Here is a 14,978-nt window from a genome sequence, read left to right on the forward strand (position 1 = left end):
TGGTAATTTTTGGTTTGTTTTTTTGGGTTATGATTCTTTTAATTCTTGGTTAGTATTATTTTGGCATTGTCATTTCTGGAAACCTGCTCCATAAATAATCGATATTCATCATATTCTTTATTTGAATATTTTCCTTTATTTAAAAACATCGATCTTTTGTAAGTCAGTTTGTTGTTTTCTTTTTTTATGATTTCGGTTTTATACTCGCCAAATTTTCCTTTCAATTCATAATTTGAAGGAAGAAATTCGATACTGAAACCTTCTGGAAGATTGATTTCAATTTCATCTGTATCAAAATAACCATGCAAAATTTGAAATGGATTTTTCCTGTTTCTGATGCGTCGTACATTTTCTGTATTTTGATTGAATGCATCTACAGTAAATAGAATTTTGTTTCCTGTGATATTTCCATAATTACTTGCGTTTAACTGAATATTTTCTGTAAAAATGATTTTTTCTTTATCATCAGAAAATGAGATTTTTTCAAGTTTCAGGTTGTTTATATTGCTCCAGTAATTTTTATAATGCTTGTCTTTTTCTTCAGGCAGCAATCGTACTACTCTCTCTTTGCTTCCATACTGTGATCCTTGAGAAACTATAGCAATTTTTCCTGAAAAAGAACCATTTTGATCGATAGTATAATAGCCTTTGCTGTTTTGTGTATTTTCGTTCGATTCGTAATTTTTCGTTCGAATTATTTCAGCTCCCTCGGGTTTTATGACAATCACATTTCTATCGTCTGTAAAATTCGCCTGATAACCAAAAGGATTGCTCTGACTGGTGCATTCTAAAAAAACATACTTATTTCCATCGGGCACACAAAGAATAGCGTGATTTCCCTGAATAGAAAAGAAGTCTTCTTCTATATCAATCGGACTTCTGTCACCATATAATTCTGTATAATAAGACGGCACATCTACTGCACTCAGAAGTGCTCTCGTGTAGTTGGAAAGCGCTTTACAATCACCATAACCCAAACGATCTACATCTTGCGCCAACATGGGTTTAAAACCACCAATACCAACCTGAATACTAACATATCTGGACTTTTCTTGAACGTATTTATAAATGATTCTGGCTTTTTTTATTGGATCTTTTTCCTCTCCAACCAAAGCTTTCATTTTCGCTTTTGTTTCTTCGGGAAGTGTTGTAGTCGCTGTTAGAATTTTTTCAGAAAACCATTTTCCATATTCTTTCCAGTCTTTCGCATTACCATCGACACCTTCTAAATTGAAGAATTCCAGCCCCATCATTACTTTGGGATATAATTTTGAAAAAATCGGACTGTACTCTTCGGGTTTTTGAGCAGGAATATTAGACGCTACGTAAGAGAGTTGTGTATCTGTTTCTACTGTTTTTTGAATGTTAAACATAGAAAGCAAAAATTCTTTTTTTCTAAATCCTAAAGCTTGTGGAAAAGTAACATTTACCGCACTTTTTTCTACGCTGACAAAATATCCGCCAAGTGGACGCCATGAAGGAATTGCAGCGGTATTTGAAGTTTGATATTCACAATTATAAACAACTGTAAATGGATATGATATTGGAGTATAATCTAAGTATAAAATTCGGTTGTCGGAAAAAATAGTTCCTCCATCTACTGCACTTCGATCAATAAAATCTTTTCGTTTGATTTTTTTGATTTCTTTACCAAAGGCATCGTAAACAGTGGCCTCTATATTTTTTACTGAAGTCGATTTGTCATAGTACTGATAGGCATCAACTTCTTCCATGCCTTTATTATTTAAAACCGATACAACTCTTTGCACTTTGATATTCATACTTCTTTGAGAAGTAATCACGATATCTCTTTGATCTAAACGAACAACAGCGTTGGCATTTTCTTTTAAACTATCTGCAACGGTAAACAGCAAATAATCACCTTTTTGAGCGGAAGAATTGAAAATAAAAATGAGAAAAAATAATGCGCAAAAAAGTTTTTTCATTAGTAAGTTTTTTCATCAAATATATATTATTTTTAGAAAATCTTAACAAATGTTTAGCAAAATTTTACTCTCTGTTTTTACTGTCTATTAGAATGGTAACCGGACCATCATTGAGTAGACTAACTTTCATGTCTGCACCAAAAATTCCGGTTTGAATTTTCTTTTGAAATTCGATTTCTAAAGCTTCAACAAACTTCTCATACATCGGAATGGCGAAGTCAGGTTTTGACGCTTTTATATAAGAAGGACGGTTTCCTTTTTTTGTAGACGCGTGAAGTGTAAATTGACTTACAACTATAATATCGCCGTCAACATCCTGAACAGAGCAGTTCATCACATCATTTTCGTCTCCAAAGATTCGCATTTTTACGATTTTACCCGCAAGCCAATCAATGTCTTCTTGAGTATCGGCATCCTCGATTCCAACTAAAACCAATAAACCTTTTTGAATATCAGCTGTTTTTTGACCTTCAACTGTAACTGATGCCTCTGAAACTCTCTGAATTACTACTCTCATTATAATTGTGAATTATGGTTTTATGCCACAGATTAAAGGGATTTTAAAGATTTTTTCTAGACGTTAGATGCACTGCGGTGCATCTCTACAATGCAAATTGGAATTGACAATTTACAATTTACAATTATTTGCGGGTTTCATCACTCGCAGCGCGATCTTCACCATACGTGTCCGTACGATAATGCTCTTCGTCACCTTCGAGGATTTTTAGATAACTGTTGTAACGTGACCAAGCAATTTCGTCTTTTTCTAAAGCTGCTTTTATGGCACAATGAGGTTCTTCTTTATGTAGACAGTTATTAAATTTGCATTGATCTTTTAACTTGAAAAATTCTGGAAAATAACCACTAATTTCCGTTGGTTCCATATCTACAATTCCAAAACCTTTAATTCCCGGAGTATCGATGATTCTGGCATCAAAAGACAAATCGTACATTTCGGCAAAAGTTGTTGTGTGCTGTCCCTGTTTGCTTTGTTCTGAAATTACAGAAGTTTTTAAATGAAGACTTGGTTCCATTGCATTTACCAAAGTAGATTTCCCTACTCCCGAATGTCCTGAAAACATACTTACTTTACCAATCATCATTTCTTTCAGCTTGTCAACACCTTTGTTTTCTGTTGAAGAAATTCGAAGGCATTTATATCCAATTTCCTGATAAATATGCTGCAAATAAAGCTGATCGTCTAAAGTCTGATCGTTTAAAGTATCTATTTTATTAAAAATTAAGATTGCTTCAATTCCGTAAGCTTCAGCAGTAACCAAGAAACGATCAATAAAACTAGTAGTTGTTGGCGGATTATCAATTGTAACCAATAAAAAAACCTGATCAATATTAGAAGCAATGATATGAATCTGTTTAGACAAATTAACCGACTTACGAACGATATAGTTTTTTCGTTCATGAATATTATGAATCGTTCCTGTTATGGCATCCGAAGTTTCATCCAATTCATAATCGACAATATCACCTACAGCAATAGGATTGGTACTTTTGATACCTTTAATCCTGAATTTTCCTTTCATACGGCATTCCACAAAATCTCCATTTTCAGATTTTACGGTATACCAGCTTCCTGTAGATTTATAAACGGTTCCTGTCATTCTTATACTTTAGATTTCTGATGTTAGATTTTAGATTGCTCTTAAACCTAAAAATTTAAAGGCAAAATTACGTTTTTAGAATTGAACAACGCAACTTCGCCTTTTAAATTTGAAATCTATGCTTTGAATTTGTTGTTCTTACCAGATAATTTCGGCAAGAGTTTCATTTTCTTTTACTTTATCTATCTGAATCGTTTTCAAAGTTCTTGACACTTTTCCAGTTTTAGTCGTGTAAATTTCAACCATAACTGTCGATGGACCATTTTCAGTTAATTCTGTTTCTCCAAAGAAATTCGTTTTGATTTGATACTTCCCTTTTACCGCATTACGAATGATATATTGCTCTGGACCATAGCCTTCTGTAAAATCTTTAGAAAATCTCCCTCCAATTTGTGTTGAAGGATGCGCATAATAACATTCTTCGTTAGTTGGTTCAATTACATGAAGATCTAAATCGACATCCATTAAATTCCAGTTCATGATAATTCTAATATCAACTGGCATTTTTGCTAAATATTTTTTGTTTAGTTTACCCGTTTTCAAATTTGGATGCTCTGCCATTAATCGGTTAATATCCATCAGAATAACATCTTCAACTCCTTCATATTGACCGCTCATTTCTCCGTAATAATTTACTTCCAGCGATTTTATTAATTCGTCAAAAGCTTGCTGATATTTTCCTGCATCTTCAAGTGTCAAAGCATAATCTCTTAAACTTTGTGGTTCGTGCTCTCTCCATTTTACAACTTGTTTTGCTGTAAAAACAGCATCTTGATAATCTTTCCATTGACGCAACGTATACGTAAGCGTTTTGTAAAGCTGATGATTTTCTAAACCTAAATCGGCAATATTACTTACAATTAGCAATGCTTTTTTTACATCGCCTTGATTGTAGAAGAAGTGTGCCACATCAAAATAAAAACTCGGATTTCTTTCATTTGCTTTTCGCAATTCAAAATACAAATCATATTGTTTTTCTTTTGGTGCCGATGCCAAAGCTTTTAAATACAATCGATCTGGATTCCAACTTTTTGTTTGAACTACACTATTTGCCGATTTCTTTTTTGTTGTTATAATAATGACTCCATTTGCTCCGCTGGGGCCATAAACAGCAATTCTTGATGCATCTTTTACAACTTCTGCTGATTCGATATCATCTAAATTTAAATCCGTCAATTCGCCAGCATAAACTTGACCATCAACAATTAGCAATTGTTTTCTCGAATCATTTGACAAATAACCTTTATTTAGATCCGTCACATTTTCTCCAATTTGAACACCTGCCACTTTACCTTCCAAAGCCTGAGAAATATCTTTACTTTTTGAAGCATTTGCAACCGCACCGGTTACGTCACTTTTCTTTTGAGATCCGTATCCCACAACAACAACAGCTTCCTCTAATTTTTCACTGCCTACTTTTTTATCTTTTATGTCAACAGTTACAGGCGAACCTGTGATAAGTCTTCCTGTAGATTGCGGAGCAGTATTATATACATTATTATCTTCCTCAATTACCACTGCACTTCCTGTACCAACAGGCTCATCAATTGTTAATGCGGCATCAGGATCTCCTTTTATTGTTCCATATCCAGTGGTTACGACTTCACTTAAAGTATGCGAATTCGGATACATTCTCACAGAAATTTGATTATTGCGTCGCACATTCACTTGGACAGACTCATAACCGATAAAACTAAACGTAAGATTACTGTTTTCAGAAGCCTTAACCGAAAACTTTCCATCAAAATCTGTAGCTGCTCCTTCTCTTACTCCTTGTACCACAACGTTAACCCCAGGCAATGGCGCACCATCTTCATCAAAAACAAATCCAGAAACAAATCCGGCAGGAACTCCGGCACTTCTTCTTAAAGTTGTACTTGAAACATTATTATTTGATCTTGTATTTACAACTGTAGATTTAACCGCTTTTGGCTTACTGTATTGTAAATTTTGCTTCCACCAAACATTTATACTGTTAAAGTAACTTTCGATATTTTCCCAATTATTTTTTTGTTGCGCCAAAGTCGCATCACGTTCTTGTTTTTTGATTTGATCGAACTCGGCGCGCAATTCTGCTGGTGGCAAAATATCATACATTATATAATCTCTAACATTTTCCAGAACAATCAATGAAGTGTTTTTGGTTACAATTCCGAATTTCTTTCCTAACATCTCAATTTCATCTGCATTTTTCGCGTATTGCAATTCTAGATTAGCAATCTTTTTCTGCGCCCAAAGTTTCTCAACATTAATATCAGCTGTATTTTGGATTGTTGCATCTAAACTTATTTTTCGTTCTAAAACTGCTTCGTTTCCATAACCAAAAAGCAATGTAATTTCATTTTTTGGATTCAAAGAAATTCCCGAAAAACTAAAATTTCCAGAAGTCGAAGTTCCTTCCATTGGAAATAAATCTGTTAAAGTCAGGTTTTCTTTTATGCCAAGAAATTTCAAACTCGTATTCGTCAATTTATCCAAAGCTGTTTGCGCATTTGCCTGATTTAAATTGATGAAGTTTCCTCCTGTTTTTGTTGCCGAAAAATTCAGAAAAGCAAAATCGGCAGAAACTGAAGAAGTGATCGCGTAAATTGGCTTTTTTGTTTTCAGAAGAATATTTTCACTTAAAGAAGATAATCCGTCAGAAAAGAATAAATATTCATCTTGATTTTCAAAATTGATTTGTGAAAAACGAGTTCCACCATCGTATCTTGTTTTTTCTAAAATAGCTTTTAATTCCGTCCAATTTCCGTTTGAAATCACAAATTCTCTTTGTTTTTCAAAAGTATAATTCAGAAAATACAAAGTCACTTTTGTGTTTTTTATCTTCTGAAAATAAGCATCCAACAAATCCAATTCCTTTTTCAAATCGCAGTTTTGACAGCTTAACGAATTATCCCAAATCAAACCAATTGAAGCTGGAGTTTTCTTTGCCGTTTTTGCTCCTTCCACAAAAGTATTTCCGTAGAAATAATATTGACCGCCAACATCCTGCATGACAACACTTGGAATATTTTGCTGAATCGGGATTTTAAAAAGTAATTTTTCAGAAGGCTGATAGTTTTCTTTCTTTTCAGAAGCCTCAAAAGATTGATTCCATTTTGAGAAAACAATTTCTGTTTCAGATTCTCCACTTACAACTGGTTTCGCAGCAGCGCCTAAAACGGAAACATTGATTTCGAATTTATCCAGCTTTTTTGGATAACGGCTCAAAAGCTGATACACCAAATTATCTTTATCTGAAGCCGAAAGTTCTTCTTCATAACCAATAACAACAATTCGTTCTCCGTTTGGCATTAACGGATAAATTCTAGTTTTAAAATTATTCCCGTCGACTTTTTCCAACAATCCTGGATCGACACGACGATGCTCGATGGCTTCAAAAACCTGTTTTCCTTTATTTTTATTTACTGGAACAGCTTCTCGTAATTTTCCATTAATATCAATCGCATATCTTGAAACCGAAACATTTTCAGGCAACGGGAAAATAAGCTCTGCTTCCATCTGACGAGTTCCAGAGTTGAAAAAATGCATCTCAGCAGTGGTATAAGCAATATTGCCCACAATTTTCACATTAACCTTTAGCTGGCTCATTCTGACTTTCTCAGCATCATCACCTTTGACTGTCAATTCTGGACTCTGCGCAAAGATTTTTGTTCCTAAAAAAAATAGAACAACTAACAGTTTCAAACTGGATTGAAAATTTACTGGCATAAACATTTTTGATTTCATGACTCGAAAGTTAAGATTGTATATTCATATAGAGAGTAAAAAAATAAAAAAGGTTGGGAAGCATCTAAAAAAATTTAAACCATATAAGTTATAGAAGAAAATATAATCATCGAGAGCAACATAACCCAAGATTTCAACCTTGGGAGACAAAGATTAGAAATAAAAAATGAAGATCTAAAATTAGGATACCAAACGCCCCAAAGTTAAAACCTTGGGCTATGCCTAAAAACAAAAATCTCCACCACTTCTTACTTAAGTGATGGAGATTTTACAAAAAACAATCTAATGCAAATTATGCTATAAGAAAACTTAAAAACAAAGTTCAAAAGATTCTAAATTAACTTATATCATAATTATATTTTGAAGAAAATTATGCGTTGAAGATTTTCTCTTGGTGACCAATACTTTCTTGGTGAATTGCTTTGAACATTCTCAAAACGAATTCTTCGGTAAGACCTTTTTTCTCACCTTCTAAAATCATTTTTCCTAAGATTTCGTTCCAACGGTTGTTTTGAAGAATTGCAACGTTTGCGTCTTTTTTCACTTGACCAATTTCATCAGCAACTTTCATACGTTTTCCTAACAACTCTAATAAGTTAGCATCCAAAACGTCGATGTTAGCTCTTAATTTTGTCATTTTTTGGCTGTACTCGTCTGTAGTATCATCCGTTTTTCTGATTGTCAAATCTTTAATGATTTGTTTCAAAGCGTCTGGAGTTACTTGTTGCGCAGCATCAGACCAAGCGTTATCTGGGTCGAAATGCGTTTCGATGATCATACCATCGTAATTCAAATCTAAAGCCTCTTGAGTTACTTCGAAAATCATATTACGGTTTCCAGTAATGTGAGATGGATCGATGATTAATGGCAAATCAGGGAATTTATTTTGCAATTCGATAGCAATTTGCCATTCTGGAATGTTTCTGTATTTTGTTTTTTCGTAAGTAGAGAAACCTCTGTGAATAACACCTAATTTCTCGATACCTGCCATGTGTAAACGCTCAACACCACCTAACCATAAAGCCAAATCTGGGTTTACTGGGTTTTTCACCAAAACAATTTTATCAGTTCCTTTTAAAGTATCTGCAATTTCTTGAACTGCGAAAGGGTTTGCAGTTGTACGTGCACCAACCCATAATACGTCGATATCGTGTTCTAAAGCTAGTTTACAGTGTGCTGCAGTTGCAACTTCAGTACCCATTAATAAACCAGTTTCAGCTTTAGCTTTTTGTAACCATTTTAATCCAATTTCACCAACACCTTCAAATCCTCCCGGACGAGTTCTTGGTTTCCAGATTCCAGCTCTGAATACGCTAACTTTTGAATCTTTTAATTCGTGAGCGATTTTCAAAACTTGATCTTCAGTTTCTGCACTACAAGGTCCAGCTATCACAAGTGGGTGATTTAAATTGAAATCTTCTAACCACTTTCTCATTTCTTTTTTATTTTCCATCGTTTTTATAGTTTACTTTTTTATAGTTATTCCGTTTAATATTTCTCTAATTTTATTTACACTTTCCATTTCTTCAAAAATGGCGTTGTAATTGTCGTCTGCCAGCAAATCTCTAAACTGAGTTAAATTTGCAATATACCCTTCTAAGGTTTCCAGAACGTATTCTTTGTTTTGTTTAAAAATTGGTGTCCACATCGCGGGTGAACTTTTTGCTAGACGAACGGTACTTTCAAATCCACTTCCCGCCATATCAAAAATATCTTGTTCGTCTTTTTCTTTGATCATTACTGTTTTTCCAAGCATAAACGAACTAATGTGCGATAAATGCGAAACGTAAGCAATGTGTTTGTCATGCGAAACAGGATCCATATATCGAATTCTCATTCCGATTTCGCTAAAAAGTTGCAACGCTTTTTCTTGCAATTTGAAAGCGGTTTTTTCCACTTCACAAATAATATTTGTTTTTCCGTTAAACAAACCTTTTATTGCTGCTGAAGGTCCAGAAAACTCTGTTCCTGCAATTGGATGCGTGGCAATAAAATTTCTTCTTTTCGGATGATTTGCCACTATATCACAAATTGGCTTTTTAGTCGATCCTACTTCAAAGACGATCGTTTTGTCTCCAACTGCATCCAGAACTTTCGGCAAAACTGTCAGTGCAACATCTACCGGAACTGATACGATTACAAAATCTGCTTTTTGTAAATCTTCAAAGCTTCCCGCTTCATCAATAACGCCCAAGTCAATTGCTTCTTGCAAATGTTTTTCGTTATTGTCAATTCCGAAAATAGTCGCAGTCGGATGTTTTTCTTTGATGTCCAGCACCATCGAACCGCCTATTAATCCTATTCCTATTACGTATACTTTCATAATTTTTTAAAATTCCAAGTTTTAAAATTCCAAATTCCAACTTTTGACCTTCTGTCACCCTGAGCGGAGTCGAAGGGCGCTCCTATTGGCAAGTGGCTTCGACTTCGCTCAGCCTGACAAACTATGTCAAAAAATCTTGATTCTTGATTCTAAAATCTTAATACTAAAATCGATCAATCGCTTCTTGTACTTTTTCTTCTTTCACACATAATGAGAATCTGATATATCCTTCACCGTTGCTTCCAAAAATGGTTCCCGGTGTAATGAAAATATGTTTCTCATATAATATTTCGTCAATGAACTTCTCTGCTGATTCTATTCCTTCTGGAAGTTTAGCCCAAACAAAAAGCCCAACTCCCTCTTTATATACTTTGCAGTTTAATTTTTCTGCTAGTTTTTCGGTCAATTCTCTACGGCGTTTGTAAATTTTGTTTTGATCTTCAAACCAAGATTTATCACATTTTAAAGCTGCAATTGCTCCTTTTTGAATTCCGTAGAACATACCGCTGTCCATGTTGCTTTTTACTTTTAGAACCGCATCGATAATTTCAGGATTTCCTAAAACCATTCCGACTCTCCAACCTGCCATATTGAATGTTTTACTTAAAGAGTTTAGTTCTAAAGCCACTTCTTTCGCACCTTCAACTTGCAATAAACTCATCGGATTATCATTCAAAACAAAACTATACGGATTATCATTAATCAATAATATGTTGTGTTTTTTAGCAAAAGCAACCAATTTTTCAAATAACGCTAAACTTCCTCTAGCTCCTGTCGGCATGTGCGGATAACCCAGCCACATTAATTTTACTTTCGAAAGATCTAATTTTTCTAAAGCTTCGAAGTCTGGTTCCCATGCATTTTCTTCTTTCAAATCATAATAAACTGGAACTGCTTCTACCAAATTGGTTACCGAAGTATAAGTTGGATAACCTGGATTCGGAATTAAAACATGATCGCCTGGATTTAAAAATGCAAGCGAAATATGCATTATTCCTTCTTTTGAACCCATGAGCGGTAAAATCTCATTATTCGGATTCACTTCAACACCAAACTGATTTTGATAAAAATCTGCCATCGCCTGCCTCATTTCTGGTAATCCCTGATAGCTTTGATAACCATGCCCATTCTCGTCCTGAATTGCTGAAGCTACTGCTTCAATTACTGCTTTCGACGGACTCAAATCAGGGCTTCCAATTCCCATATTGATGATCGATTTTCCTTCAGACATCAGTTGTCTCACTTCTCTTAGTTTTGATGAGAAGTAGTATTCTTCAACTGTGTCTAATCGTTTTGCTGTTGTAATCATGATTTATATTTAATTTGCTTTAAGCTTTCTTTTTTGACTTTAAGACTTTCTACTTTCCAACTTTAAGACTCACTTAAAGGTTTAGTGTTTTTATATTCTCCCAACACTTTAAAATATTCTGCCATTATGTTTAATAACGCTTTGGCTTTTGCAAAATCTTCGTATTTTTCGAATGTTACATCTACAAAAAATGAATATTTCCAAGGTGTTTCAATTTTTGGAAGCGACTGAATTTTTGTCAAATTCAGTTTGCAGTCACTCATTACATTTAAAACAGCTGCTAAACTTCCTCTTTTATGATCTAATTCAAATTTTACAGAAGCTCTGTTGATTTCGCTTTCTGGCAAAAATGAATTTTGTTTTTTAATTATTACGAAACGAGTCATATTGTTTTTGATCGTTTGAATCGATGACGCAATAATATCTAAATCGTACATTTCTGAAGCCGTTACACTTGCAATTGCAGCAATTCCGGTTAATTGTTTTTCCTGAATTCTTCTTGCCGTTTCTGCTGTATCTTTATCCTCAACCAATTTGATATTTGGATATTGTTTTAAGAAATCCATACACTGCAAAAGTGCCATTGGGTGCGAATGAACTTCTCTGATATCTTCAATTTTCTGACCTTTTAAAGCCATTAAATTTTGCTGAATATTTAAATAATGCTCTCCAATAATGTGCAAATTATTCTTGTCGATCAAGGCGTAATTTGGGATAATCGGACCAGCAATCGAGTTTTCAATCGCCATAACCGCTTGGTCAGATTTTCCGGCAATAAGGCTGTCGATCAATTCTTCAAAAGATAAGCATTCATCAATATCCACATTTTCAGAGAAATACTCTTTTACAACCTGATGATGAAATGATCCTTTAATACCTTGTATTGCAATTTTCGTTGTCATATAGTCAAAAAAAAATCCTGATTTGCATCAGGATTGTATATTAGTTTTATTTGTCTTAAATTTTATCTCAAATAACCATAGCACAATCCTGACTTCTACTAAAGAAGAAATAAAAGTTGTTGCTAAAATAAAAACGGTTAGTTGCCATTTTGTTTGTGTTATTTTTTAAATTCTTTGCGAATGTATAAATTATTTTTAGTGCGCCAAAAAAAAGATTGCATTTTATGAAACAAAAAAGGATTTCTTAACAAATTTAGCAGGTTTTGTATGATAATATAAAAAAATCGGCTTAAAATGAGAATATTGAATTGAGGTTCTGAGGTTTTGAGATGCTAAGTGGCTGAGTTTTTTTGCCACGAATTCACGAATTAATACAAATCTTTGAGGTTATTTAATTCAAATTGCACTAATTAACCGCATAGATTTTCAAAAATAAATTCGTGAATTCGTGGCTATCACACCCTCAAAACAATCCAGAAACTGGTTTATTCATAATTCCGATTTTAGAATAATCAAAATCCATTTTTTGTTTTAGTAATGAGGCATAGACACTTCTAAAATCTATTTCGTATTTTAAATCGCCGTTGTCTAAGTCTGCTAAGTTTGGATTTTTTCCTAGAATAGTTCCTTTATTATTTCCTCCAATTATGAACATTGGCGCAGCAGTTCCGTGATCGGTTCCGTTTCCATTGTCTTTTACTCTTCGTCCAAATTCTGAGAAAACTACTATGGTTACATTTTGAAGTAATTGCGCTTGTTTTAAATCACTGTAAAAACTATAAAGTGCATCATTCAAATCTCCCAGTCTTTTTTCGTGAATGGCAAGCTGATTATCATGCGTGTCAAATCCGCCGAGAGAAGTGTAATAAACTTTCGAGTTTAGATTTCCTTTTATCAATCTGGAAATCCATTCTAAGTTTTTAGACAATTCTGTTTTCGGATAACTGATTTCATTCTTCGATTTGGCCAATGCTTTTTGGATTTCATCTGAACCTTCGGTAACCGAATTGGCAATCTTTCGAACAAAATCCAAATGTGGATTTTGAGACAAAGTCACATTCTCTTCTTTAGATTTCACTTTAAATCGGTTTGGATCTTTTATGGTGATAAAATTCGGCTCGACTCCTTTTAAAGCCAAATTATCAATCGAATCTAAATTGATTCCAGCCGTCGCCTGATGTCCGTTACATTGTAAGTCCAGAAATCTTCCAAGCCAGCCTTCATTAATATATTTATTAGAATCGGTTGCCGTTTGCCAAATTTCCTGGCTTCTAAAATGCGAACGAATAGGTTCTGGATAACCGACATTCTGAATTACAGTCAAATCTCCGTTTTGCTGCATTTGAGCGAAATCTTTCAACGAAGGGTGAAATGCCATTCCTTTATTTTTCCCAACAACAACATCTTTATTTAGAGCAATTTTTGTTCTTAAATCATAATATAATGGATCGTCGTATGGAATAAAAGTATTTAAACCGTCGTTTCCTCCATTTAGCTGCACAAAAACAATGCATTGTTCTCCAACAACTAAATTAGTCTGTGAACCAAAAGCGTGTAAAAAATCAGGCAATACAAGCATCCCGCCTGTAAAAGTTCCTGTCAATGTTAGAAAACTTCTTCTGTTCATGATTTCTTATTTTCTAAATTAATTGATATTCTGGCAATTTTGTAATATAATTGAATACGCGAACAACTGCAAAATCAGCATGAGGTTCCTTCGGGTCAAAATCGTATTTCAAAAGTTTTTCCATGTCTTTTTGAGCTGAATCGCTGACGGTAAACAATAACCGGTTTGACAATTCAGAAATTATGGTTTTATTATTTCCGTTTGAATCAAAAACGACTTTTACATCGGCTTTTTCATATTCTGATTTTTCTTTTTCTACGCCATTCATCATGGTTTTCAAAACCTTTCGACTAAGGCTTTTGCCACTGCATAATAAATCGGCTGTATTATTTCTTTGCAGATAAATCTGCGATGTCAGCCAGGAATTTCCACCGTCCCAACCTTTTACATTTACCTGATTATACAAATCCATTCCTTGCTGTTTTATGAATGCCATAATTGCAGCGTCATCAACATTATCGATCTGCAATTCATCATAAAGCTGTAAAATATAAACCAGCGGATTTTTGATTTTATTTCCTGAATTCTCTTTCGAAAATTCTTCCGTAAAAATCTTAGTCAGTAAAGGCTGGATTTCGAATTTTTCTTTTCTAAAATAATCTCCGTAATAGGTTACCAAATCTTCTGGCGGATTATCATATATAAACCATTTTAGAATTTTTCTGGTAATGAGATACGGAATGTTTTTCTGTTCAAAAATAATATCGACTAAATCATCGGCTTTCCAGTTTCCGGTTTTCCCGAAATAGGTTTTATCGCTGTTGTCTTCTATATTTTTTCGGTAAACCGCACCATCATCGCCAATGTTCAAACCCGCTAGTGCTTTTGCTCCGTTTTTAATGTCGTTTTCTGTATAATTCCCAATTCCGATAGTAAATAACTCTAACAATTCACGACTTAGGTTTTCGTTTACTTTTCCTTTTTTGTTGTCGCCGTTATCGAGATATCGCACCATTGCATTCGATTTCAGAATCTGTTTGGTCAATTCTTTAAAATTGCCAAAAGCATTTTCTCGTAAAATCATATGGTGCTGATAAATCCAGTAGTTGATTTTTACTTTTTGTGAAGTCGACACGAAGTGATTGTGCCAGAAACAAACCATATTTTCACGGAGCGGAAATTCATCCGTACGCATTTTAGCAATCCACCATTTTTTAAATGCGGCATTTGCCTGATTTTCTTTTTTCTGAAATTCTTTTCTGGTTTCGGGTCCTGAGATTTTTATTTGTTCTCTAATCTCCTTTAATTCTAAAGTGGTTTTAGGCTGATCCTGCAGAAAATCTGGAAATTGTTTATCAAATTTGGAATTATAGGAATGTTTTAGAAACTTTTCTAATCCTAATTTTTCAATTTGAACAGCTTGTTTTCCTGAAAAACCTAATCGTAATGACCAAATATTGCTTTTTTTCATAATTCAGAAATTATTACAATAAGACTCGATTCTCTTTTAAAGGTTTAAAGGAGAAGGTTCTGAGTTACTTAGATGCTAAGGTGCTAAGTTTTGAAAAGGTCTTTGGTATTAA

10 protein-coding genes are annotated in these 14,978 nt (G+C 34.0%); all 10 read right to left on the reverse strand.

Annotation, left to right across the window (positions count from 1 at the left end):
- Window positions 1–38: 38 nt before the first annotated feature.
- Complete coding sequence (locus K6T82_RS20760) at window positions 39–1,946, reverse strand: DUF3857 domain-containing protein (protein ID WP_223710225.1); 1,908 nt, start codon at window positions 1,944–1,946, stop codon at window positions 39–41.
- Between the two features lie 64 nt (window positions 1,947–2,010).
- Window positions 2,011–2,463: a D-aminoacyl-tRNA deacylase gene (dtd, locus tag K6T82_RS20765; protein WP_223710227.1), complete on the reverse strand. Its 453-nt coding sequence runs from the start codon at window positions 2,461–2,463 to the stop codon at window positions 2,011–2,013.
- Window positions 2,464–2,587: 124 nt separating this feature from the next.
- Window positions 2,588–3,565, reverse strand: a complete 978-nt coding sequence (gene rsgA, locus K6T82_RS20770) for a ribosome small subunit-dependent GTPase A (RefSeq protein WP_223710229.1) — start codon at window positions 3,563–3,565, stop codon at window positions 2,588–2,590.
- A gap of 138 nt (window positions 3,566–3,703) precedes the next feature.
- Complete coding sequence (locus K6T82_RS20775) at window positions 3,704–7,294, reverse strand: VIT domain-containing protein (RefSeq protein ID WP_223710231.1); 3,591 nt, start codon at window positions 7,292–7,294, stop codon at window positions 3,704–3,706.
- Window positions 7,295–7,664: 370 nt separating this feature from the next.
- Window positions 7,665–8,747 (reverse strand): bifunctional 3-deoxy-7-phosphoheptulonate synthase/chorismate mutase type II, encoded by a 1,083-nt coding sequence (locus K6T82_RS20780; RefSeq protein ID WP_223710234.1) that lies wholly within the window; start codon window positions 8,745–8,747, stop codon window positions 7,665–7,667.
- 12 nt (window positions 8,748–8,759) lie between these two features.
- Window positions 8,760–9,617, reverse strand: a complete 858-nt coding sequence (locus K6T82_RS20785) for a prephenate dehydrogenase (protein WP_223710236.1) — start codon at window positions 9,615–9,617, stop codon at window positions 8,760–8,762.
- A gap of 163 nt (window positions 9,618–9,780) precedes the next feature.
- Entirely contained in the window at window positions 9,781–10,926 is a 1,146-nt protein-coding gene (locus tag K6T82_RS20790; RefSeq protein WP_223710238.1) for a pyridoxal phosphate-dependent aminotransferase, read from the reverse strand.
- A 62-nt stretch (window positions 10,927–10,988) separates the two neighbouring features.
- Window positions 10,989–11,828 (reverse strand): prephenate dehydratase, encoded by an 840-nt coding sequence (locus K6T82_RS20795; protein WP_095928250.1) that lies wholly within the window; start codon window positions 11,826–11,828, stop codon window positions 10,989–10,991.
- A 463-nt stretch (window positions 11,829–12,291) separates the two neighbouring features.
- Window positions 12,292–13,455, reverse strand: coding sequence for a DUF1501 domain-containing protein (locus K6T82_RS20800; RefSeq protein ID WP_223710240.1), 1,164 nt, complete (start codon window positions 13,453–13,455; stop codon window positions 12,292–12,294).
- A 13-nt stretch (window positions 13,456–13,468) separates the two neighbouring features.
- Window positions 13,469–14,866, reverse strand: a complete 1,398-nt coding sequence (locus K6T82_RS20805; protein ID WP_223710242.1) for a DUF1800 domain-containing protein — start codon at window positions 14,864–14,866, stop codon at window positions 13,469–13,471.
- Window positions 14,867–14,978 lie beyond the last annotated feature (112 nt).

Source organism: Flavobacterium potami (genome assembly GCF_020026915.1).
Taxonomy (GTDB): domain Bacteria; phylum Bacteroidota; class Bacteroidia; order Flavobacteriales; family Flavobacteriaceae; genus Flavobacterium; species Flavobacterium potami.

Bases quoted from the DNA above. Each gene is read 5' to 3' on its own strand.
- K6T82_RS20760 (WP_223710225.1), bottom strand. From the start codon at position 1,946: ATGAAAAAACTTTTTTGCGCATTATTTTTTCTCATTTTTATTTTCAAT.
- dtd (WP_223710227.1), bottom strand. From the start codon at position 2,463: ATGAGAGTAGTAATTCAGAGAGTTTCAGAGGCATCAGTTACAGTTGAA.
- rsgA (WP_223710229.1), bottom strand. From the start codon at position 3,565: ATGACAGGAACCGTTTATAAATCTACAGGAAGCTGGTATACCGTAAAA.
- K6T82_RS20775 (WP_223710231.1), bottom strand. From the start codon at position 7,294: ATGAAATCAAAAATGTTTATGCCAGTAAATTTTCAATCCAGTTTGAAA.
- K6T82_RS20780 (WP_223710234.1), bottom strand. From the start codon at position 8,747: ATGGAAAATAAAAAAGAAATGAGAAAGTGGTTAGAAGATTTCAATTTA.
- K6T82_RS20785 (WP_223710236.1), bottom strand. From the start codon at position 9,617: ATGAAAGTATACGTAATAGGAATAGGATTAATAGGCGGTTCGATGGTG.
- K6T82_RS20790 (WP_223710238.1), bottom strand. From the start codon at position 10,926: ATGATTACAACAGCAAAACGATTAGACACAGTTGAAGAATACTACTTC.
- K6T82_RS20795 (WP_095928250.1), bottom strand. From the start codon at position 11,828: ATGACAACGAAAATTGCAATACAAGGTATTAAAGGATCATTTCATCAT.
- K6T82_RS20800 (WP_223710240.1), bottom strand. From the start codon at position 13,455: ATGAACAGAAGAAGTTTTCTAACATTGACAGGAACTTTTACAGGCGGG.
- K6T82_RS20805 (WP_223710242.1), bottom strand. From the start codon at position 14,866: ATGAAAAAAAGCAATATTTGGTCATTACGATTAGGTTTTTCAGGAAAA.